16 protein-coding genes are annotated in these 21,213 nt (G+C 72.7%); 6 read left to right on the top strand and 10 right to left on the bottom strand.

Features of this window, described 5'->3' with window-relative positions; translation table 11 throughout:
- Positions 1-10: 10 nt before the first annotated feature.
- A complete protein-coding gene (locus AB0910_RS04435; RefSeq protein WP_366743003.1) occupies positions 11-1,036 on the bottom strand; it encodes an ATP-dependent 6-phosphofructokinase in 1,026 nt (341 codons plus the stop codon).
- Positions 1,037-1,503: 467 nt separating this feature from the next.
- Here AB0910_RS04435 and pta point away from each other — a divergent pair, with 467 nt between their 5' ends.
- From pta to pyk, 3 genes are all read left to right on the top strand, one after another.
- The gene (gene pta / locus AB0910_RS04430) at positions 1,504-3,591 is read left to right on the top strand and encodes a phosphate acetyltransferase (protein WP_366743002.1); all 2,088 of its coding nucleotides are present in this window, start codon (positions 1,504-1,506) and stop codon (positions 3,589-3,591) included.
- Positions 3,588-4,826 (top strand): acetate kinase, encoded by a 1,239-nt coding sequence (locus AB0910_RS04425; RefSeq protein WP_366743001.1) that lies wholly within the window; start codon positions 3,588-3,590, stop codon positions 4,824-4,826. The genes pta and AB0910_RS04425 overlap by 4 nt, the downstream gene beginning before the upstream one ends.
- 74 nt (positions 4,827-4,900) lie before the next feature.
- Entirely contained in the window at positions 4,901-6,328 is a 1,428-nt protein-coding gene (pyk, locus tag AB0910_RS04420) for a pyruvate kinase (RefSeq protein WP_366743000.1), read from the top strand.
- Positions 6,329-6,505: 177 nt separating this feature from the next.
- Here the strand turns inward: pyk and AB0910_RS04415 are convergent, their stop codons facing one another.
- Entirely contained in the window at positions 6,506-7,954 is a 1,449-nt protein-coding gene (locus tag AB0910_RS04415; protein WP_366742999.1) for an aromatic amino acid ammonia-lyase, read from the bottom strand.
- A 120-nt stretch (positions 7,955-8,074) separates the two neighbouring features.
- Here AB0910_RS04415 and AB0910_RS04410 point away from each other — a divergent pair, with 120 nt between their 5' ends.
- Entirely contained in the window at positions 8,075-9,445 is a 1,371-nt protein-coding gene (locus tag AB0910_RS04410; RefSeq protein ID WP_366742998.1) for an MFS transporter, read from the top strand.
- Between the two features lie 79 nt (positions 9,446-9,524).
- Here the strand turns inward: AB0910_RS04410 and AB0910_RS04405 are convergent, their stop codons facing one another.
- From AB0910_RS04405 to AB0910_RS04390, 4 genes are all read right to left on the bottom strand, one after another.
- The gene (locus AB0910_RS04405; protein WP_366742997.1) at positions 9,525-10,979 is read right to left on the bottom strand and encodes a hypothetical protein; all 1,455 of its coding nucleotides are present in this window, start codon (positions 10,977-10,979) and stop codon (positions 9,525-9,527) included.
- Positions 10,969-11,577, bottom strand: a complete 609-nt coding sequence (locus AB0910_RS04400; protein WP_366742996.1) for a DUF6114 domain-containing protein — start codon at positions 11,575-11,577, stop codon at positions 10,969-10,971. Before AB0910_RS04400 ends, AB0910_RS04405 begins: the two co-directional genes overlap by 11 nt.
- Positions 11,578-11,765: 188 nt before the next feature.
- Positions 11,766-12,413, bottom strand: a complete 648-nt coding sequence (locus AB0910_RS04395) for a DUF6230 family protein (RefSeq protein ID WP_366742995.1) — start codon at positions 12,411-12,413, stop codon at positions 11,766-11,768.
- Positions 12,414-13,137: 724 nt separating this feature from the next.
- Complete coding sequence (locus AB0910_RS04390; protein WP_366742994.1) at positions 13,138-14,109, bottom strand: tetratricopeptide repeat protein; 972 nt, start codon at positions 14,107-14,109, stop codon at positions 13,138-13,140.
- A 246-nt stretch (positions 14,110-14,355) separates the two neighbouring features.
- Here AB0910_RS04390 and AB0910_RS04385 point away from each other — a divergent pair, with 246 nt between their 5' ends.
- Positions 14,356-15,006: a TetR/AcrR family transcriptional regulator gene (locus AB0910_RS04385; RefSeq protein WP_366742993.1), complete on the top strand. Its 651-nt coding sequence runs from the start codon at positions 14,356-14,358 to the stop codon at positions 15,004-15,006.
- Between the two features lie 238 nt (positions 15,007-15,244).
- On the opposite strand, the gene AB0910_RS04380 is transcribed toward AB0910_RS04385, so the two are convergent.
- From AB0910_RS04380 to AB0910_RS04370, 3 genes are all read right to left on the bottom strand, one after another.
- Positions 15,245-16,945, bottom strand: coding sequence for a methylmalonyl-CoA mutase family protein (locus tag AB0910_RS04380; protein ID WP_366742991.1), 1,701 nt, complete (start codon positions 16,943-16,945; stop codon positions 15,245-15,247).
- A 115-nt stretch (positions 16,946-17,060) separates the two neighbouring features.
- Positions 17,061-17,399, bottom strand: a complete 339-nt coding sequence (locus tag AB0910_RS04375) for a DUF3817 domain-containing protein (RefSeq protein WP_366742990.1) — start codon at positions 17,397-17,399, stop codon at positions 17,061-17,063.
- A gap of 43 nt (positions 17,400-17,442) precedes the next feature.
- Complete coding sequence (locus AB0910_RS04370) at positions 17,443-17,982, bottom strand: MarR family transcriptional regulator (RefSeq protein ID WP_366742989.1); 540 nt, start codon at positions 17,980-17,982, stop codon at positions 17,443-17,445.
- Between the two features lie 153 nt (positions 17,983-18,135).
- Between AB0910_RS04370 and AB0910_RS04365 the strand changes: the two genes are divergently transcribed.
- Positions 18,136-19,167 (top strand): glycoside hydrolase family 6 protein, encoded by a 1,032-nt coding sequence (locus tag AB0910_RS04365; protein ID WP_366742988.1) that lies wholly within the window; start codon positions 18,136-18,138, stop codon positions 19,165-19,167.
- Between the two features lie 45 nt (positions 19,168-19,212).
- On the opposite strand, the gene AB0910_RS04360 is transcribed toward AB0910_RS04365, so the two are convergent.
- Entirely contained in the window at positions 19,213-21,210 is a 1,998-nt protein-coding gene (locus tag AB0910_RS04360) for a galactose oxidase-like domain-containing protein (RefSeq protein ID WP_366742987.1), read from the bottom strand.
- Positions 21,211-21,213 lie beyond the last annotated feature (3 nt).

Here is a 21,213-nt window from a genome sequence, read left to right as displayed (position 1 = left end):
GCCGGGGAGGTCAGAAGACCGACTCGGCCTCGAACATGCGGTTCTCCGGAACGGTCTTGAGGCGGGTGACCGCCTCGGCCAGCGGGACCATCTCGACGGCGGTGCCGCGCAGCGCGGTCATCCGGCCGAACTCGCCGCGGTGCGCGGCCTCGACGGCGTGCCAGCCGAAGCGGGTGGCGAGGACGCGGTCGTACGCGGTCGGGGTGCCGCCGCGCTGCACGTGGCCGAGGATGACCGGCTTGGCCTCGGTGCCGAGGCGGCGTTCGAGCTCGGCGGCGAGGCGGTTGCCGATGCCGAGGAAGCGCTCGTGGCCGAACTGGTCGATCTCGCCGCGGCGGTAGTCCATGGTGCCCTCGGCCGGGTGGGCGCCCTCGGCGACGCAGATCACGGCGAACTTCTTGCCGCGCTCGAAGCGCTCCCTGACCATCTTGACCAGCTTGTCGACCTCGAAGGGCCGCTCGGGCAGGCAGATCCCGTGCGCGCCGCCCGCCATGCCGGACTCCAGCGCGATCCACCCGGCGTGCCGGCCCATGACCTCGACGACCATCACGCGCTGGTGCGACTCGGCGGTGGTCTTGAGGCGGTCTATGGCCTCGGTGGCGACGCCGACCGCGGTGTCGAAGCCGAAGGTGCGGTCCGTGGAGTGGATGTCGTTGTCGATGGTCTTCGGCACGCCGACCACCGGCATGCCCGCGTCGGACAGCAGCCGCGCCGCGGTGAGCGTGCCCTCGCCGCCGATCGGGATGAGCACGTCGATGCCGTAGCGCATGGCCAGCTCCCGGCAGTTCTCCGCGGCCTCGCGCAGCCGGTCGCGCTCCAGCCGCGCGGAGCCGAGGATGGTGCCGCCGCGGGCCAGGATGCCGCTGACCGCGTTGAGGTCGAGGGGCCTGAAGTGGCCGTCGAGCAGGCCCTTGAAGCCGTCCTCGAAGCCGATCACGTCGTCGCCGTGCTCGGCCATGGCGCGGTGCACGACCGAGCGGATCACGGCGTTCAGCCCCGGGCAGTCGCCGCCCGCTGTGAGAATTCCGATACGCATGGTCGCTGTCGTCTCCTGCTCCTGCTCTGCGGCGGCCGACGCGGTCGCCGGGCCGGCCCGGTCGGTGGCCGTGTACCGATCCTGCCACGGTCCCGGGGCCCGCAGCGCACCGGCCGCACGGCGCTCAGAAGCGCTCCGGGGAGCACATCCGCGCATCCCGTGGCGGCCGGGTCGCGGTCCGTGCGGCCCCGCAGCGCTCTACCCACCCGACCGGGTTACTGTCAAGAGGGCGTAGGCCACCGGATCGCGGGCCCGGCGCGGCGCGCGGGCCCGGCGCGCGGTTTGCCGCGCGTTCCCCGCGTACCCCCGCCGGGCGGCCGCAGGGCGACGCCCCGCGGGGGTACGCGGAGAGCCGTCGACGGTGACGGAGTCAGGCAACTGCAACGACCGCGGCCACCGCGATAAGCGCGACAAGTACGACAAGCAGCGGACGTCAGGCGACGGACGACGGAGCGAGGGGAGCACGGGTGACGCGCGGCGTGTACGTGACCGGGATCGACCGCGGGGACGGGCGGCAGGTGGTCGAGCTGGGGGTCATGGAGCTGCTGACCCGGCAGGTGGACCGGGTGGGGGTGTTCAGGCCGCTGGTGCACGACCGCCCCGACCGCATGTTCGAGCTGTTGCGCTCCCGCTACCGGCTCTCCCAGGACCCGGAGACGGTCTACGGCCTCGACTACCGCACGGCGTCCGTGCTCCAGGCGGAGAGCGGCACGGACGAACTGGTGTCCCGGCTGGTGGACGGGTTCCACCGGGTGGCCGCCGCGTACGACGTGGTGCTGGTGCTCGGCACGGACTTCGCCGCCACGCAGCTCCCCGACGAGCTGGCGCTCAACGCCCGCCTCGCCAACGAGTTCGGCGCGTCCGTGATCGCCGTCGTGGGCGGCAAGGACCAGCGCGCCGAGTCGGTGCGCGCGGAGGCCCGCAACGCGTTCAGGGCGTACGAGGCGCTCGGCTGCGACGTGATGACGCTGGTGGTCAACCGCGTCGCGGCCGAGGAGCGCGACGCGATCGCCGCGGGGCTCGCCGGGCAGCTGCCTGCCCCCTGCTACGTGCTGCCCGACCACGCGGCGCTCGCGGCGCCGACCGTCGCGCAGGTCACCGGGGCGCTCGGCGGGACGGTGCTGCTCGGCGACGACTCCGGGCTCGCGCGCGACGCGCTCGGCTTCGTCTTCGGCGGGGCGATGCTGCCCAACCTGCTGGGCGCGCTGACGCCCGGCTGCGTGGTGATCACGCCGGGGGACCGCGCGGACATCGTGGTGGGGGCGCTGGCCGCGCACTCGGCGGGCACGCCGCCGATCGCCGGGGTCGTGCTGACCCTGGACGAGCGGCCCGACGACTCCGTCCTGCGGCTCGCCGAGCGGCTCGCGCCCGGCACCCCCGTGGTCTCGGTGGCACAGGGCTCCTTCCCGACGGCCGCGCGCCTCTTCGCCCTGGAGGGCAAGCTCACCGCGGGCACGCCGCGCAAGGCGGAGACCGCGCTCGGCCTCTTCGAGCGGTACGTGGACACGGCGGACCTGGTCGAGCGGCTCTCGGTCGAGCGGGGCGCGCGCGTCACGCCGATGATGTTCGAGCACGACCTGCTGGAGCAGGCGCGCGCGGTGCGCCGCCGGGTGGTGCTGCCCGAGGGCACGGAGGAGCGGGTGCTGCGCGCGGCCGACGTGCTGCTGCGCAGGGACGTGTGCGACCTGACGCTGCTCGGCGACCCGGACACCATCCGCAAGCGGGCCGCCGACCTCGGCGCCGACCTCGGGGACGCGCAGCTCGTCGACCCGGCCGTCTCCGATCTGCGCAAGCGGTTCGCCGAGCGGTACGCGGAGCTGCGGGCGCACCGGGGCGTGACCGTGGAGCTGGCGTACGACGTGGTGGCGGACGTGAACTACTTCGGCACGCTGATGGTGGAGGCGGGCCTCGCCGACGGCATGGTCTCAGGGGCCGTGCACTCCACGGCGGCCACCATCCGCCCGGCGTTCGAGATCATCAAGACCCGCCCCGGCGCCTCGATCGTCTCGTCGGTCTTCTTCATGTGCCTGGCCGACCGCGTCCTGGTGTACGGGGACTGCGCGGTCAACCCGGACCCGGACGCCGAGCAGCTCGCGGACATCGCGGTGCAGGCGGCCGCGACGGCGGCGCGGTTCGGGGTGGACCCGCGGATCGCGATGCTGTCGTACTCGACCGGCACGTCGGGCTCGGGCGCGGACGTCGACAAGGTTCGCGAGGCGACGCTGCGGGTACGCGAGGCGCACCCGGACCTGCGGATCGAGGGGCCGATCCAGTACGACGCGGCCGTGGAGCCGTCCGTCGCCGCGACCAAGCTGCCGGGCTCCGAGGTCGCAGGACGGGCGACGGTGCTGGTCTTCCCCGACCTGAACACCGGCAACAACACGTACAAGGCGGTCCAGCGGTCGGCGAACGCGGTCGCGGTCGGGCCGGTCCTCCAGGGACTGCGCAAGCCCGTGAACGACCTCTCGCGCGGCGCGCTGGTCCAGGACATCGTCAACACCGTCGCGATCACCGCCATCCAGGCGCAGGCGGCGCAGGAGGAAGAGACCGTATGAGCAGGCCCGCACGCGTCCTGGTGCTGAACTCGGGCTCGTCGTCGCTGAAGTACCAGCTGATCGACATGGACGCGGGCGACCGGCTCGCGTCAGGTCTTGTGGAGCGGATCGGCGAGCGCTCCTCCCGCGTCGTGCACACCCCGCCCGCGCGCGCCGGCCGGCGCAGGGAGCGCACGGAGCGGATCGCGGACCACGGCGAGGCGCTGCGCGCCGCCTCGGCCGAGCTGCGCACGGACGGCCTCGGCCTGGACTCCCCCGAGCTGGCCGCCGTCGGCCACCGGGTGGTGCACGGCGGGCCCCGGTTCACCGAGCCCGCGCTCGTGGACGACGAGGTGCTGGCCGAGATCGAGAAGCTGGTGCCGCTCGCGCCGCTGCACAACCCGGCCAACCTGAGGGGCATCCGCACCGCCCGCGAGCTGCGCCCCGACCTGCCGCAGGTCGCGGTCTTCGACACCGCGTTCCACGCGACGATGCCGGAGCACGCGTACCGCTACGCGGTCGACACGGCGACCGCCGACGCGCACCTGGTGCGCCGCTACGGCTTCCACGGCACGTCGCACGCGTATGTCTCGCGCCGCGCCGCAGAGCTGCTGGGACGGCCGTACGAGGACACCAACGTGATCGTCCTGCACCTGGGCAACGGCGCGTCGGCGTCCGCGGTGGCGGGCGGCCGCTGCGTGGACACCTCGATGGGGCTCACCCCGCTCGAAGGGCTCGTGATGGGCACCCGCTCGGGGGACCTCGACCCTGCCGTGGTGTTCCACCTGTCGCGGGTCGCCGGGATGGGCGTCGACGAGATCGATGAACTTCTGAACAAGAAAAGCGGACTTGTCGGTCTCTGCGGGGACAACGACATGCGCGAGATCCGCCGCAGGATCGACGAGGGCGACCGCGCGGCGGAACTCGCCTTCGCCGTCTACACGCACCGGCTGCGGAAATACATCGGCGCCTATACGGCGGTGCTCGGCCGGGTGGACGCCGTGGTGTTCACGGCGGGGGTGGGTGAGAACGCGGCGGAGGTGCGGGAGGCTGCCGTCGCAGGTCTCGAAGGGTTCGGCCTCGCGGTGGACGCCGGCCGCAACGCCGTGCGGTCGGGCGAGCCGCGACTCGTCTCGCCCGAGGGTGCGCGGACGGCCGTCGCCGTGGTGCCGACCGACGAGGAGCTGGAGATCGCGCGGCAGGCTTTCGCGCTCGCCTCTTCCCGTGACGGCGGCCCGGAGAAAAGACACGCCTGAGCGGGGTACTGCCCATTTGTATTTTTCACCAGGCGGAATATTCCGCCGGGAAACAAACCGATAGGATCAGCCTCATGCGCCGTTCCAAAATCGTCTGCACCCTGGGCCCAGCCGTTGATTCCTACGAGCAGCTGAAGGCTCTCATCGAGGCCGGCATGAACGTGGCCCGCCTGAACATGAGCCACGGCAGCCACGAGGAGCACCAGGGCCGCTACGACCGCGTCCGCAGGGCCGCGGCCGACACCGGTCGCGCCGTGGGTGTGATGGTCGACCTCCAGGGCCCCAAGATCCGTCTGGAGACCTTCGCCGAGGGCCCCGTCGAGCTGGTGCGCGGTGACGAGTTCACCATCACCACCGAGGACGTGCCGGGCGACAAGACCGTCTGCGGGACCACGTACAAGGGCCTGCCCGGCGACGTCACCAAGGGCGACCCGGTCCTGATCAACGACGGCAACGTCGAGCTGCGGGTCGTCGAGGTGTCGGGGCCGCGGGTGAAGACCATGGTGGTCGAGGGCGGCGTCATCTCCGACCACAAGGGCATCAACCTGCCGGGCGCCGCGGTCAACGTGCCGGCGCTGTCCGACAAGGACGTCGAGGACCTGCGCTTCGGCCTGCGGATGGGCTGCGACATGGTCGCGCTGTCCTTCGTGCGGGACGCGCAGGACGTGGTGGACGTCCACAAGGTCATGGACGAGGAGGGCCGCCGGGTCCCGGTCATCGCCAAGGTCGAGAAGCCGCAGGCCGTGGCCAACATGGAGGCGGTCGTCGCGGCGTTCGACAGCGTCATGGTGGCCCGCGGCGACCTGGCCGTCGAGTATCCGCTCGAAAAGGTCCCGATGGTGCAGAAACAGCTCATCGAGCTGTGCAGGCGGAACGCCAAGCCGGTGATCGTGGCGACCCAGATGATGGAGTCGATGATCACCAACTCCCGCCCGACGCGCGCCGAGGCGTCCGACGTGGCCAACGCGATCCTGGACGGCGCGGACGCGGTCATGCTGTCGGCCGAGTCGTCGGTGGGCGCGTACCCCGTCGAGACGGTCAAGACGATGTCGAAGATCGTCACGGCCGCCGACAAGGAGCTGCTCTCCAAGGGACTCGAACCGCTGGTCGAGGGGCGCAAGCCGCGCACGCAGGGCGGCTCGGTCGCCCGCGCGGCCTGCGAGATCGCGGACTTCCTCGACGGCAGGGCGCTGGTCGCCTTCACGCAGTCGGGCGACACCGCGCGCCGGCTCTCCCGCTACCGCGCCTGCCAGCCGATCCTCGCCTTCACCACCGACGAGGCGACCCGCAACCAGCTGGCGCTGAGCTGGGGCGTGGAGTCCTTCGTGGTGCCCTGGGTCGGCACCACCGACGAGATGGTCGACCTGGTCGACGTGGAGCTGTCGAAGCTCCAGCGCTTCGGCAACGGCGACGCCATGGTCATCACCGCGGGCTCGCCCCCCGGGGTCCCCGGCACCACCAACATGGTCCGGGTCCACCACCTGGGCGGCGCGCAGCTCTGAGCAGCGCACGGCGGGCCGCGCCCCCCGACCTGGGGGGCGCGGCCCGCCGCCGTAAGGTGCCCGCCTGACCGAGCCGGGTCGGCGGGCGTCGCGGTGCACCGCACCGGCCTGGCACGGTGCACCCCGTGCGCCGGGGCAGCCCGCAGTGCCCCCGCCGACGCCACGGGCCGCCGCCGGTCAGAGGTCGGCGAGGAACGGGACGATGTTCTCCGCGGCCGCTATCTCCGCCGTCAGCGGGTGGTCCTCGCGCACCAGGGGCAGCGCCTGGCGCGCCCGGTGGAGCGCCTCGGCGACCGGGGTGTCCGGCAGGTCGGGCGTCCGCAGGGAGAGCGCGCGCACCACGCCGACCAGCTCGCAGGCGAGCACCGTGCGGTACGCGGTGACCGCCTCCGCCGTGCTGTGCGCGGCCTGCGAGGCGAAGCTGGCGTGGTCTTCGAGGCCCCGGGAGATGATCGCGGTGCCCAGGGTGACGGGCGCCGCCGCGTGCCTGAGCCTGCTGAGCGCGTCGTGCGAGACGTACTCCAGGATCATGATCCCCGAGCTGCCCGCGGGGCCGTCGGCGAGGAACGGCGGCAGGCCCGTCAGGTCGGGCTCGACCAGGTCGCTCAGCCGGGCGCTCGAAAGCTCAGCGACATGGTGGAGCGCCCCCCGCAGCCGGTCGAGGCCGAGCGCGAGGTGCGAGGTCGCGAAGTGGCCGTGGTGGTAGACCCGGCCGCTCTCCGCGTCGATGAACGGGTTCTCGGCCGCCGCGTTGATGTCGATCTCCAGCACGGTGCGCAGGGCGTCGGCCGCCTCCAGCGCGGGCCCCTGGACCTGCGGGAAGGCGCGCAGCCCGAACGGGTCCTGGAGCCTGGCGCCGTCGGCCGGCTCCGCCTCGCCCCACAGCAGCCTGCGCATCTCGGCCGCGCAGTGCACGGAGCCGGGGTGCGGGCGCTGCGCGTGCACTCGGGTGGCGAACGCCTCGGGCGAGCCGTCGAGCGCCACGTACGACAGCGCGGCGATCACATGGCTCGCGCGCAGCAGCCTGCTCAGGTCGGACCAGGCGAGGACCGAGGTGGCCAGGGTGGCGGCGTTGCTGGAGATGAAGGCGAGCGCGTCGCCCGGGCTGATCGGCACGGGGTCGAGGTGGCCGCTCCCCCAGGGCCGCTCGCCCGCCAGGGTCAGCGCGATCTCGGCGAGCGCGCCGAGGTCGCCGGTGCCGATGGAACCGCGCGCGTGGGGCGCGGGCACGGCACCGGCGCGCAGCGCGGCGGCGAGCGCCTGCAGGATCCGCGGGTGGACACCGCTGCCGGCCGCCGCGAGCTGGTTGAGGCGGATGAGGAGGGTGGCCCGCACCGTGTCCTCCGGGGTCCGCGGACCCGAGGTGCCGGCGTGGCTGCGCAGCAGGCGCAGCCCGTGCTGGTCGACGGAGTCCGGGTCGACGACCTCGTGGCGGTTGGCGCCGACCCCGGTGGTCCTTCCGTAGACGGCCCGCTTGGTCTCGCTGTCCCGTGCGACCCGGTACGCCTGGAGCGCGCGTTCCAGCGCCTTCTCGTCGAGGCTGACCGCCTCGCCGCGCCGCGCGACCCGTACGACGTCCTCGGGGCGCAGCCCGCGTCCGTCGACGCGGAGGGTGCCAGAGCCCATGCCGTTCACCTCCTTGACAACTATTCATTCATGAATGAGGCTCCATGAAACTTGTTATTCAGGACCTTGGCAAGAGGGCGGGCGGCGCTGCCCGCACCGCGGATGGGACCACGTGGAACGATGCCTGATCACGACCTGACGACGCAGGCCACGGGACCGGCCCGGGTGACCTTCGACGACGCGCCGCTCAACAGATTCCACCTGAAGATCACGGCACTGACGTTCGGGGCGAACTTCTCCGACGGCTACCAGCTCGGCGTCATCGGGATCGCGCTGACGCTCATCACCCCGCAGATGCACCTCGGCTCCGTGTGGGAGGGCCTCCTCGGCGCGTCCGCGCTCATCGGGATCTTCGTCGGCAGCATCGGGCTCGGCTGGCTCGCCGACCGGATCGGCCGCCAGCAGCTGTACATGCTGAACTTCCTGCTGATCACGCTCGCCTCGATCGCCCAGTTCTGGGTCCAGGGGCCCGGCCTGCTGTTCGTGCTGCGCATCCTGATCGGCATCGGGATCGGCGCGGACTACGCGATCGGCCCGACGCTCGTCGCCGAGTTCTGTCCGCGCCGCAGCCGCGGCTTCCTGCTGGCCTCGCTGACCGCGATGTGGACGGTCGGCTACATCTGCTCGTACTTCTTCGGCAACTGGCTGGTGGGGTACGGCGGCGACAGCTGGCGCTGGCTGCTGGCGAGCAGCGCACTGCCCGCCCTCGCGGTACTGCTGCTGCGCCTCGGCACCCCCGAGTCGCCGCGCTGGCTGGTCAGCAAGGGCAGGATCGACGAGGCACGCTCGGTCGTCGCCCGCTACATCGGCGAGAACGTGGACTTCGAGTCCATCGCCACCCCGGTGCGCGAAGGGATCGTACGGGAGGGGGCCGCGCGGGACGACACGCTGGACGCCGCCGCGTACCGGCGGCTGTTCTCCGCGGAGCAGTGGCGCAAGACGGCCTTCGGCATCCTGTACTACAACTGCCAGGTGATCCCGTACTTCGCGATCTACACCTTCCTGCCCGTCGTCATGGCGAAGTTCCACCTCGAAGAGGGGTTCCTCGGCGACGGGCTGCTCAACGTCTTCCTGCTCCTCGGGAGCATCGCCGGGCTCTGGTTCACCGCGCGCCTCTCCCGCCGCGCCTTCGTGATCGGCTCGTTCGTGGTGATGGCCCTGGCGCTCGGCCCGCTGGGCGTGTGGCCGAGCGGGCCGAGCGTCGTGCTGTTCGTGCTGTTCCTGGTCTTCACGTTCACCATGTCGGCGGCGTCCAACCTCGACCAGGTCTATCCGCCCGAGCTGTTCTCCACCGCGCTGCGCAGCTCGGGCGTCGGCCTGCTCAACGGCGTCAGCAGGATCGGCTCGGCCGCCGGCACGTTCCTGCTCCCGATGAGCATCGACCACCTGGGCTTCTCCGTGTCGATGACGGCGCTCGCCGGCTTCCTCGTGCTGGGCGCCCTGATCTCCTTCGTCTGGGCGCCCGAGACCTCGGACGTCGTCCTGGAGTGAGCGCGGCTCCCTGCCGCACGCGAGCGGCCCGCCGCCCCTGAGAGGGGCGCGGGCCGCTCGCGCGATGCCGGTGGGCAGGTCAGCCGATGGTGTTGTGCAGGCCCTTCGTGCTGAGCGTGCCGCCGAACTGCCCCGCCTGGTCGACCTTGGCGTCGGTGAAGAACACCGAGGGGATCTGGATGGGCGGCGGGAAGTCGGGGCTGAAGGTGATCGGCAGCAGGCCGAGCAGGTTGCCCGAGAGCTTCTCGGTGTACATCGTGACGGGCCCGTCGATGGTCGACGTGCTGCCGGGCGCGGTGGTGATCTGCGTGTGGGTGGCGATGTTCCCGTTCGCGTCCCGGTTGTCGACCGTCTGGTGCAGGTCCTTGATGTCGATCGAGTCCGCCGTGAACTTCATGACGCGCTTCGTGGTGCCCGAGGCGGTCTTGATGTCCACGAGCCCCCGGTAGCAGAGCCCGTTCAGGCCGAGGTTGCTGCTGCTCAGGTGCCAGGCGTCGGTCGCCATCGAGGGCGCGTCCGCGTCCTGCGACGGCGGCTTGAGGATCGGCAGCAGGTTGTCGCAGGGCCCGTCGTCGCAGGAGCCCGAGTCCGCCTTGGCCGAGTCCTTCGCGGCCGGCTGCGTGTCGCTGAAGGGGATGCCCTTCTGCTTCAGCAGGTCCCTGATGGCCTGGGTCTTGGTCTCGGCCGTCCCCGCCTTCGCCTTGGAGAGGCCGCCGACGGTGCCCTTCACGGCCGTGGAGTTCGACGCGTCCTTCTTCGACGCGTCGCCGTCCTTGTCCGAGCCGGTGCCGTCGTCGGACGCCTTCGCGTCGGAGCCCTTGGAGTCCGCGGAGCCCTTCGAGTCCTCGGCCGAGCTGCCGAGGAGCGACCCGGTGGACGGGTCGTCCTTCGGCGTGGACGTGCCCGCCGTCGATCCGGACGCCGTCGAGGCGCCGGCGCTCGAGGTCGCGTCGGGCGACGCCGAGCCGGACGGGGAGGCCGCGGAACCGCCGCCGAGCAGGCCGCCGAGCGCCGAGCCGAGCCCGCCGAGCAGGCCGCCGCCGCTGCCGCCGCCCGGTGCGGACGAGGACTGCGAGGGCTCGGGCGCCTTCGGGGTGGCGGACGCCGAGGGGTCGGACGAGGCGGACGGCTTCGGGGCGGCCGGGGATCCGGCCTTGCCACCGCCGCCGTGCGACGTGGTGCTCGCGGACGCCGAGGGGTCGGGCGTCACCGATTTCGAGGGCGAGTCGGACGGTGAGGCCGAGGCCGTGCCGGACGCCTCGGAGTCGTCGGAACGGCTCACGCAGGGGTTCGGGTTGGCCGCCTTGCCCGTGCTGTCGTCGGCGAGCGCGAGCCGCGGTGTCAGGCCCATGCCGACGAAGACGGCGGTGGGCATGGCCGCGAGCATCATCGCCTTGCCGGCCGGCACGTGGAACTTGGTCAGGAGGGACTTCCGGGGCGCCGCATGGCGCGCCGCGTGCCGCGGGCCCGCGGCTCTCCTGAACTCCTCGGCGTCTCCCGGCAGGGCCGAGGCCCCCGTCTGGTCATCCCGCACTGTGCCTCCCGCCCCTGCCCCTCGCGGGGCCGTCGTGCGTTCCGGCGCTGTCGTCCACCCCCGCGCGGGGGCCCGGGAACAGGGAGTCGGACCCGGTCGGCCCCGCGGTCCTGAACATGTCCCCGGGGGGCTCGCGGTCCTCGCGTTCCTCGGGCGCGGGGGCCCTGGTCGCGGGCCGCTCCGCGGGCCTGCCGGGCGCCCAGGAGACGGACAGGCAGCCGCCGACGAGGGCCAGCAGGAAGCCGACGAAGAACCCGCCCAGGTTGGAGACGGGGATGGAGACCAGCGCGAGCAGGATCGCGGCGATGCCTGCGAACACCCGGACGATGGAGTGGAACCACATCGTCAGCCCGAGCGTGAACAGCAGGACGCCGATGATCAGCGAGCCGGCGCCCGCGGTCGTCGCCAGGGCGAGGGTGAGATTACCGATGTGGAGATGGGCGTAGGGAAAGTAGCCGATCGGCAGTCCGCTGAGGAGGGTGAGAAGACCCGCCCAGAAGGGCCTCTTGCCGCGCCAGGCGCGGAACCTCAGCCTCCAGTACCTGAACCCGCCGTCGCGCTCCGGGGTCACAAGGGTGTCCGCGGTCTCGGCGCTCATGGAAAACAGCTCCCTGGAACCGGCATGGCCTTGCGGCATGCCATGAGATGGAGGGGTGGCGGACGGGGCGCGCGGTCCGCGCGGGACTCCCGTCCCGTGCGCCGCCCGCCCCGCCCGTCGGCAGGTGCCCCGGGCCTCCGGTCCGGGTCACGCCGGGTCCGCAACCGGCCCGACCCGGACGGGAGCGCCTAGTAGCACCCCTTGTCACCCGATGCCAGCGCCATGTGCAGCCCGCTGAGGTTGAACGTGCCGGCGGTGGTGGCCCAGGCGGTCTGCTTCACACCCGTCAGGACCGCGCTGTCCGCGTCCTGCGCGAACGAGTCGCCCGCGACCTTGTCCCGGTCGCCGGGGGCCACCCCGGCGTGCTTACCGTCGTTCGTCGACCCGGCCGACTGGCCGATGTTGATGTTGTTGAACGTCGCGGTAGTGGTGCTCAGGTCGTCCAGGTCGATGTACAGGTTGGTCGCCGTGACCGGGTTGCCCGCGGCCTTGCCAGCGCTCAGCGTCATGGTGACGTCGCCGAACCCGGGGATCGGCGTGACCACCGACTGGCAGAGGTTCGTGATCTTCGCCGACTTGAAGCCGTTGACCGCGACCGGGTGGCTGGCCTTCTTGCCGTTCTCGGACGCCCCGTAGTCGACGGCGGCGTACTGGGTGAAGCCCGTGCCGTCGAGCCGGTCGGCCTTGACCTTGAAATCCTGCCCCGAGACGCTGAAGGACGCGGCGAGCGCCCCCTGCGACAGGGCCACGCCGATCGCTGCGGTCGCGGCCACGCTCGGCACCATGACCACGGCGAAGCGCTTCCATCTGGTCCCACCACGCACTGGGGACTCCATGTGTTTCCTCCTTCTCGGACGTACATCGCCACGCGGACGTGGGGACCGCCATGGGATGGGGAGAAGTGCTACGTCCCCGGGAAGGAGAGCGCCCGCTGTGTCGTACGCGAGCCGCGCCGATCCACCGGTCGATCACCCCCGAGCGACAACCACTGGCCGCGCTGGCGCGCAACCTACGGACAGGCCCCGCCTGTCGGGGCGGGTTCCCCCCTGTCCGGGAGCCGGTGGCCAGGAGCCTGCCGACCCGCTCGGTGGGGACCCAACCGGCCCCCGGACACGACTGGTCGCCGCGTCCGGTGCGGTGTTGGACCGAGCGTCGATGATGCTGGTGCATTACGCGCCACGACACAAGGGTCTCGTTACCAGCGGGTAACGAACAGGTCGCGCAGCCCGCACAGGGCGGAGTCGACCGGACACGCTCAGTGGCGCCGAGCGAGGGAGCGACTGCCCGGATACTCCGCCAAAAAGGGGCAGATCGGGACGGCCGGTTTACTGGGAGTAACAGCGGCACCATAGGTCAAGTCTTGGCAAAGAAGGGTGGCGGCCGTCGCCATGTCGCCAAATCCGCACCAGCAAAGCGGAATAGGGCTTTCCGGAGGGCACGCCACCGCCACATCCGTCACACGCGACCGTCAACTGCCGTCCCGTCGCAGGCGCCTCGGCGGTCGGAGCCGCCATGCGCCCGCGACAGGACGCCCGTTGCGCGTCCCGCGGGGGCGGCCGCTCAGAACAGCACGCGGGCGAGCGCCGCGCGCGCGGACGCCACCCTCGGGTCGTCGGAGCCGACGACCTCGAACAGGTCGAGCAGCCGCAGCCGCGCCTTCTCCCGGTCGTCGCCTGCCGTGCGGCGCACCGCGTCGACCAGCCGGGCGAACGCGTCCTCGACATGCCCGCCGGCCAGGTCGAGGTCGGCCACCGCCAGCTGGGCGTCCACGTCGGCCGGCTTGTCGGCCGCGTCCTGCCTGGCCCGCTGCGGGTCGAGGCCGCCGACCCGGCTCAGCAGCTCGGCCTGGGCGAGACCGAGCGCGGCCTCGGTGTTGCCGGGGTCCTCGGAGAGCACCGTGCGGTACGCCTGCACAGCGCCGGGGAAGTCGCCCGCGTCGAGCGCCTGGACGGCCGCTTCGAGCAGCGCGTCGTACGGCCCGGGCGGCGGCGCCGCGGCCTCCGCCTGCTCCGGGGCCGCCTCGCCGTCCACGACGATGCCGGTGAGGCCGAAGCGCTCCTCGCCGACCTGGACGAGCTGGTCGAGCGTCTCGCGGATCTGCGCCTCGGGCGCCGCGCCCTGGAACAGCGGAAGCGCCTGGCCCGCGACCACGGCGAAGACGGCGGGGATGCCCTGGATGCCGAACTGCTGCATCAGCGTCTGGTTGGCGTCCACGTCGATCTTGGCCAGCACGAAGCGGCCGTTGTACTCGTGCGCGAGCCGCTCGAGCACCGGGCTGAGCTGCTTGCAGGGCTCGCACCACTCGGCCCAGAAGTCGATGACGACGGGCGCCTCGGCCGAGCGCTGGAGCACGTCGCGCTCGAACCCCGCCTCATCGACGTCGATCACCAGGGCGGACGGCGGCACCGCGGCGCTCCCGCCCTGCCGGGCGGCGTCGGCGCGGGCCTGCTCCGCCTTGGCCTTGGCCTCGTTGGCCGCCTTCACAGCGGCGAGGTCGACGACGCCGCTCATGGACATGTTCCTAGGCTGCATGAGTACATCCTCCCCCTTCCGCGCGCTGTTCAGAAACGTGCCCGCTGCGGCACGCGTCGCCGGGCGGCGCGCCCCCACGGCGCTCCGCCCGTCCCGCTGTGGCGCCCGGTCCCCACCAGGCGCCGGTGGCTGTCGCTCGGACTCCGGCAGGAGTCTTTCGCTACGACTCGTAGCGTAACTGGCCCTGGCCGGTCGCGGTGCGGATCGCCGCATGACCTGGCTCACAGCGGCCGGTAGGGTCGCCGCATGTCTACCCGTCCCGGCCCCGTAGGTATGCACCAGGGGCGCACCGGCCGCCCCCGCAGCCCCGGGGCGGACGCGGCGATCCTCGCGGCGACCCGGCAGGCGCTCGTCGAGGTGGGCTGGTCCAGGCTGACGATGGGCGACGTGGCGGCCCGCGCGGGCGTCGCCAAGACGACGCTCTACCGGCGTTGGCCCGGCCGCAACGAACTGGTGGTGGACGCGGTCGCGGTCCTCTTCGACGAGCTCGAACTGCCCGACCTCGGCACCCTGTCGGCGGACGTGGAGTCCGTCGTACGGCAGTTCGGGGCGCTGCTCGACCGGCCGGAGGCCAAGACGGCGCTGATGGCCGTGATCGCCGAGGCGACCAGGGACGAGGAGCTGCGCGGCCGGATCAGGACCACGATCGTGGACCGGCAGAAGCGGCTGGTGACGGCGGGGCGGCGGCGCGCGGAGGAGCGCGGCGAGCTGCCTCCGCCGCCCGATCCCGAGGCGGCGGCCCGCGACACGGACCTGGTCTTCGACGTGGTGGCGGGCGCCGTGGTGCACCGCACCCTGGTCAGCGCGGAGCCGGTGGACGCCGACTGGGCCCACCGGCTCACGCAGCTGATCCTCACCGGGCTCACGGCCCAGCGGGCGCCGGGCGCAGGGACCTGACGCCCCGCGTCCCCCGCGGCTCACCGCGCGAGGCGCGCCGGCGGCGAGGAGGCGGCGGATCATGCCGCCGGAGTACGGCTTGGCGATGCGGTCGGCCGCGTCGGCGGGGTCGACCGCGACCCGCGCCGCGCGCTCGCGCCGCGGCACGTCGAAGACGCGCGCGAACAGCGAGACGTGGGGAAAGCGGACGGCCGTGCGGCCGGTGCGCCCGGAGCCGCGGGACGCCCGGTCGCGCGGGTCAGAAGCCGGGGGGTTCCGTGTAGGTGCCCCACTCCTCGCGCAGGGCGTCGCAGATCTCGCCGAGCGTGGCCTCGGCGCGTACGGCGTCGAGCATGGAGGGGATCATGTTGGTGCCGCCGCGCGCCGCGTCGAGCAGCGCGCCGAGCGCCGCGGTGACCTTCGCGTCGTCCCGCGCGGCCCTGCGCTCGGCGAGCGCCGCGACCTGGTCGCGCTCGACCTCGTGGCTGACCCGCAGGATCTCCAGGTCGCCGGTGACGGAGCCGGTGTGGGCGTTGACGCCGACGACCCGCTTGTCGCCCTTCTCCAGCGCGCTCTGGTAGCGGAAGGCGGACTCGGCGATCTCGCCGGTGAACCAGCCGTCCTCGATGCCGCGCAGGATGCCCGAGGTCATCGGTCCTACCGGGTGCCGCCCGTCGGGGTGGGCGCGCCTGCCGCGTTCGAGGATCTGCTCGAAGATCTTCTCCGCGTCGGCCTCGATCCGGTCGGTCAGCTGCTCCACGAACCAGGAGCCGCCGAGCGGGTCGGCCACGTTGGCGACGCCGGTCTCCTCCATCAGCACCTGCTGGGTGCGCAGAGCGATCTCGGCGGCCTGCTCGCTGGGGAGCGCGAGGGTCTCGTCGAGGGCGTTGGTGTGCAGCGAGTTGGTGCCGCCGAGCACCGCGGCGAGCGCCTCGACCGCGGTGCGCACCACGTTGTTGTACGGCTGCTGCGCGGTGAGCGAGACGCCGGCGGTCTGCGTGTGGAAGCGCAGCCACTGCGCCTTGTCGGTCTTCGCGCCGTACGCGTCGCGCAGGTGGCGCGCCCAGATCCGGCGGGCGGCGCGGAACTTGGCGATCTCCTCGAAGAAGTCGACGTGCGCGTCGAAGAAGAAGGAGAGTCCCGGCGCGAAGACGTCCACGTCGAGGCCGCGCGCGATGCCGAGCTCGACGTAGCCGAAGCCGTCGGCCAGCGTGTAGGCCAGCTCCTGCGCGGCCGTCGCACCGGCCTCGCGGATGTGGTAGCCGGAGACGGAGAGCGGCTTGTACGCGGGGATCCCGGCGGCGCAGTGCTCCATCAGGTCGCCGATGAGGCGCAGGTGCGGCTCCGGCTGGAACAGCCACTCCTTCTGGGCGATGTACTCCTTGAAGATGTCCGTCTGGAGCGTGCCGTTGAGCACGGCGGGGTCGACGCCCTGGCGCTCGGCCGCGACGAGGTACATGCAGAAGACCGGGACGGCGGGGCCGCTGATCGTCATCGAGGTGGTGACGTCGCCGAGCGGGATGCCGTCGAAGAGGACCTCCATGTCGGCGGCCGAGTCGATCGCGACGCCGCAGTGGCCGACCTCGCCGAGCGAGCGCGGGTCGTCGGAGTCGCGGCCCATCAGCGTCGGCATGTCGAAGGCGACGGAGAGCCCGCCGCCGCCGTTGGCGAGGATGGTCCGGTAGCGCTCGTTGGTCTGGCGCGCGTTGCCGAAGCCGGCGAACTGGCGGATGGTCCAGGTGCGGCCGCGGTAGCCGGTGGGGTACAGGCCGCGGGTGAAGGGGTACTCCCCCGGCCAGCCGATCCGCTCGAAGCCGTCGTAGGTGTCGCCGGGCCTGGGCCCGTACACGGGCTCCACCGCGTCCCCGGACAGCGTGGAGAAGTCCGCGTCGCGCTTGCGGGCCCTGTCGTAGCGGGCCTGCCAGCGGCTGCGGCCCTCGTCGATCGCGTCAGCGTCCATACGGTCGAATTTACTAGGACGTCCAACTATCCGTCCATGGAGAACCGCGCCGGGATGGCGCGGGACCCGGGAGCGGCGGGCCGGGCTCGCTGGGGCCGGCCGCCCCGGCGGGCCCTCAGACCTTCGCCGCGACCGGCGCCGGGTCGACGACCTTGGCCTCCAGCTCGCGGGAGACCCGGCGCTCGACGAAGAACGCGGCCGTCGGGATCGTCCCGGCGAGCAGCACCCAGAGCTGGCGCAGCACCGGGTACCTCGCCTTGGAGCCGAGGTCGAAGGCGAAGACGAGGTAGACGATGTAGAGCCAGCCGTGCGCGATGCCGACGATCTCCACGAAGGCCGCGGCCCCGTTGATGTCGAGCACGTACTTGGCGATGACCCCGAGGGTGAGCAGGATGAGCAGCACACCGGTGACGTACGCCATCACCCGGTAGCGGGTCAGCACGCTTCGTTTCATGCCCCAGAGCTTAGGCGCGCGATCCGGGCGGTCTTCGCGCGGGTCACCACTCGTCGCCCCGCCGCGCGGTGGGCCTGCGCTCCTCGAAGTCCTCGGCCGCGAGGCGCAGCGGGCGCAGCATGGCGAAGATCTCGGCGCACTCCTCCGCGTCGTAGACGCCGAGCCCGAAGTCCATGTCCATGAGGTCGCGGGAGGCGGCCTCCACGACCTCGCGCCCCGCGTCGGTGATGGAGGCGAGGGTGCCCCTGCCGTCGTTGGGGTTGGGGCGCTTGGCGACGAAGCCGGCCCGCACCAGCCGGTCGACGGTGTTGGTGACGGACGTGGGGTGGACCATCAGCCGCTCGCCGATCTTCGACATCGGCAGCTCGCCCGCTCTGGAGAAGGTGAGCAGGACGAGCGCCTCGTAGCGCGCGAAGGTCAGTCCGTACGGCTTGACGACGGCGTCGACCTCGGCGAGGAGGATCTGCTGTGCCCGCATGATGGACGTGATGGCGCTCATCGAGGGGACGGGTCCCCAGCGCTGCTGCCAGAGGTCGTCCGCGCGGGCGATCGGGTCGAAGGGAAGGCTCAACGGCTTCGGCACAGGTCCGAGCCTACCGAGGGATGATATGCCCGCTCGCCGCGCGGCGTCCCGGCGCTCCTCCCCGCCGGGCTCCTGGCCCCCGGACGCCGTACGGGGACGCGCCGCGCGTGGCGCACACCCGTACGTAATGAGGCCCATGTCACGATATGCCCCATGCCCGGCAGCCCCCGCACCGCCGCACGCGCCCGCCTCCTCACGCCCGCCCTCGCCCTCGCCCTCGCGACGGCCGCGACGGCCTGCTCGGACGGCGGGCCCGACAGACAGGCGCGCGCCTCGGCCGTCGGCGGCGAGTCGGCGCCCTTCGCCGCCTCCCCCTACTGGGTCGACCCGGACAGCGACGCCGCCCGGCAGGTGCGCGACTGGCAGGCGCACGGGCGGGCCGCCGACGCGAAGGCGCTGAAGCGGATCGCCGAGCGGCCGGTCGCCGGCTGGCCCGCGGGCGCCGACCCGGGGCCCGAGATCCGGCGCGCGGTGCGCGCGGCCGCGCCGCACCGGCGGACCGTCCTGCTCGTCGCGTACAACATCCCGCACCGCGACTGCGGCAGGTACTCGGCGGGCGGCGCCGCCTCCGCGCAGGCGTACACGGACTGGATCGACTCCTTCGCCCGCGCCGTCGGCGACGCGCCCGCGCTGGTCGTGCTCGAACCCGACGCGCTGCCGCACCTGGCGGACGGCTGCACGCCCCCGGAGTACCAGGACGAGCGGTACGGGCTGCTCTCCGCGGCCGTGGCGCGCCTCAAACGGCAGCCGCACACCCGGGTCTACCTGGACGCGGGCAACCCCGCCTGGGTCACCGACACGGCGCGGATGGCGGGCGCGCTGCGCCGCGCGGGCGTCGCACAGGCCGACGGCTTCTCCCTCAACGTCTCCAACTTCCAGCGCGACGACGCCGTCAAGCGCTACGGCGACCGGCTCTCGGGGGAACTCGGCGGGGCGCACTTCGTGATGGACACCAGCCGCAACGGCGCGGGGCCGCTGCCCGGCGGCCGCGCCGAGGCGTGGTGCAACCCGCCGGGCCGCGCGCTCGGCAAGGCGCCGGGCGCCGACACGGGCGACGCGCGGCTCGACGCCTATCTGTGGATCAAGCGGCCGGGCGACTCGGACGGCACCTGCAGGGGCGGCCCGCCCGCCGGGTCCTGGTGGCCGGAGTACGCGCTCGGCCTGGCCCGCAGGGCCGCGGGCTGAGCCCGGGGCGCCGCGCCCCGGGCCTGCGGGGCTCCTGCGCCCGCCTCAGCGCTGCCCCGCGCCCTGCGGCACACGGATCCACTTGGCCTGCGACGGCACGCCCCGCGCGTCGGTGAAGAACAGCATGTACCAGCCGGGCGGCACCAGCGTGCGGTCCCCCGGTACCCGCACGGTCACCGCGTGCGCACTCCGCTTCATGGTGAGGTCGATGGAGCGCTGCTCGACGTCGGTGGTGTGGGTGACCGCGCTCGGCCGCATGAGGCGCGCCGTGACGAGGGAGCCCGGCTTCGGCGCGCGGAAGGTCGCCGTGCCGTCGGCGTCCGGCTCGCGCGGGCCCGCGCCGAGCACCGGCCTGTCGGCCTCCTTGCCGCCCTGGAGGTAGGGCGGGGTGTAGACCTCGACGCGCTGCTCGAAGGTGCCGAGCTTGGTGTTGTCGGCGTTCCCGTACAGCGGGTCGGAGCCGAAGGTCACCACCCGGCCGTCCGGCAGCAGCAGCGCCTCCGAGTGGTAGTCGCGGCCCACGGTCGGGTCGGCCGCGGGCCGGAAGCTGTTGGATCCGGCGTCGTAGAACTGGGCCTTGAGGATGTCGCTCGCGCCCCGCCCCCGGTAGTCGGAGGAGCCGCCGGTGGTGAAGACGCTGTCGTCGGGGAGCAGCACGCTGCTCAGGTAGCGGGTGCCCTGCGGCAGCCGCGGGCCCTCGCGAAAGCGCGGGTCGTCCTGCTTCAGGTCGACGATGCCGGTGCGCGCCGTGGACCTGGCGGACTCGCCGACCCCGCCGCCGCCGAGCAGCATCACCTTCTGGTCCTGGGCCGGCGGCAGCATCAGCGAGGCGGACGTCTCGGTCGTGTCCGGGTCGCTCAGGCCTCCCACCTTGGTGAAGGTGTTGGTCCGCAGGTCCCACAGGCCGGGCTGCCTGCCCTTGTCCGCGGGGCCGTAGCCCGCGTTGGAGCCCGAGTAGAACAGCTTGCCGCCCTTGGTGAGGAAGAGCGCGGGGTACGTGGGGAAGTAGCGGGTGGGCCCCTTGGTCCAGGTCTTGGAGCGGGGGTCGTAGATCTCGTTGGCGCCGGTCTGCACGGCGCCGACGTCGTCGAGGCCGGAGACGGCCAGGACCCGGCCGTCGTCGAGGCCCACCAGGGTCGGGTACCAGCGGGCGTTCTTCATCGACTGGACCGGTACGTAGCGCTCCTGTTCGGGGTCGAACTCGTACGCCTCCCTGATGCCCTGGAAGTCCTGCTTCTCGGTGGTGAGCTTGGCGGCGAGGCCGTAGAGGTTGTCGGCGTCCCTGCCCCTGAGGCCCTCGATCTCGTACTGCGCGGCCTGCGTCGTCAGGCCCTGCGGGCCCTTGTGGACGGCCTCGACGAAGACCCGCGCCTCCCCGGCGGTGATCTTCGTCTTCCACGGCAGCATCCGGCCGCCCTCGGCGTACGAGATACGGAAGGAGCGCTTCGCCTTGGGCACGGTGACGGCCTGCGTGGTGGCGTACTCGACGCCGGAGGGCGACATCAGGCGGGTGCCCCTGGGGAAGGTGCGGGCGCGGTCGGGGCTCTCGTTCTTGATGCGCATGGCGCCGCCGGCCTTCTTGACCTTGCCGTCGAGCACCTCGTAGCGCGCGGTGCCGCCGGCGACGAGCAGCCGGCCGTCGGGCAGCGCGGCGTGGCCCGAGCAGAACAGGTCGCTGGGCGTCGGGATCTTCCGGAAGGTGCTCTTGGCCGGGTCCCACAGGATCGTGTCGAAGGTGCCCTTGTCGAAGTGCTTCTGGTTGTTGCCCGAGCCCGCGACGATCAGCACCTTGCCGGTGTGCAGGAGCGCCGCGTGGATGGCGTTGACCCGGTACTTGTCCGGCACGTCCAGCATCTGCCAGGAGCCGTAGCGCGCCTTGTAGCCGGGCTGCGAGATCTTGTACTGGTGGTACTGGTGGCCCGCGAAGGAGAGCGCGGCCGGGGCGTTCAGCCCGGCGAGCACCACCAGGGCGCCGCCGCCGATGAGCGACTTCTTGAGGTTGCGCGGCCTGAGTCCTCCCGGCCGTCCGAACCGCTTGGCCATGGG

The organism is Streptomyces sp. NPDC047002 (assembly GCF_040704505.1).
GTDB lineage: Bacteria > Actinomycetota > Actinomycetes > Streptomycetales > Streptomycetaceae > Streptomyces.
The sequence above is the reverse complement of the archived record's forward strand: the minus strand, read 5'-3'. Positions and strand labels throughout refer to the sequence as shown.

What these genes read in the sequence shown, in the direction of transcription:
- AB0910_RS04360 (WP_366742987.1), bottom strand. Translation starts at nt 21,210, where the DNA reads ATGGCCAAGCGGTTCGGACGGCCGGGAGGACTCAGGCCGCGCAACCTC.
- AB0910_RS04400 (WP_366742996.1), bottom strand. Translation starts at nt 11,577, where the DNA reads ATGAGCGCCGAGACCGCGGACACCCTTGTGACCCCGGAGCGCGACGGC.
- AB0910_RS04385 (WP_366742993.1), top strand. Translation starts at nt 14,356, where the DNA reads ATGTCTACCCGTCCCGGCCCCGTAGGTATGCACCAGGGGCGCACCGGC.
- AB0910_RS04435 (WP_366743003.1), bottom strand. Translation starts at nt 1,036, where the DNA reads ATGCGTATCGGAATTCTCACAGCGGGCGGCGACTGCCCGGGGCTGAAC.
- AB0910_RS04380 (WP_366742991.1), bottom strand. Translation starts at nt 16,945, where the DNA reads ATGGACGCTGACGCGATCGACGAGGGCCGCAGCCGCTGGCAGGCCCGC.
- AB0910_RS04365 (WP_366742988.1), top strand. Translation starts at nt 18,136, where the DNA reads ATGCCCGGCAGCCCCCGCACCGCCGCACGCGCCCGCCTCCTCACGCCC.
- pyk (WP_366743000.1), top strand. Translation starts at nt 4,901, where the DNA reads ATGCGCCGTTCCAAAATCGTCTGCACCCTGGGCCCAGCCGTTGATTCC.
- AB0910_RS04415 (WP_366742999.1), bottom strand. Translation starts at nt 7,954, where the DNA reads ATGGGCTCTGGCACCCTCCGCGTCGACGGACGCGGGCTGCGCCCCGAG.
- AB0910_RS04375 (WP_366742990.1), bottom strand. Translation starts at nt 17,399, where the DNA reads ATGAAACGAAGCGTGCTGACCCGCTACCGGGTGATGGCGTACGTCACC.
- AB0910_RS04410 (WP_366742998.1), top strand. Translation starts at nt 8,075, where the DNA reads ATGCCTGATCACGACCTGACGACGCAGGCCACGGGACCGGCCCGGGTG.
- AB0910_RS04395 (WP_366742995.1), bottom strand. Translation starts at nt 12,413, where the DNA reads ATGGAGTCCCCAGTGCGTGGTGGGACCAGATGGAAGCGCTTCGCCGTG.
- AB0910_RS04425 (WP_366743001.1), top strand. Translation starts at nt 3,588, where the DNA reads ATGAGCAGGCCCGCACGCGTCCTGGTGCTGAACTCGGGCTCGTCGTCG.
- AB0910_RS04390 (WP_366742994.1), bottom strand. Translation starts at nt 14,109, where the DNA reads ATGCAGCCTAGGAACATGTCCATGAGCGGCGTCGTCGACCTCGCCGCT.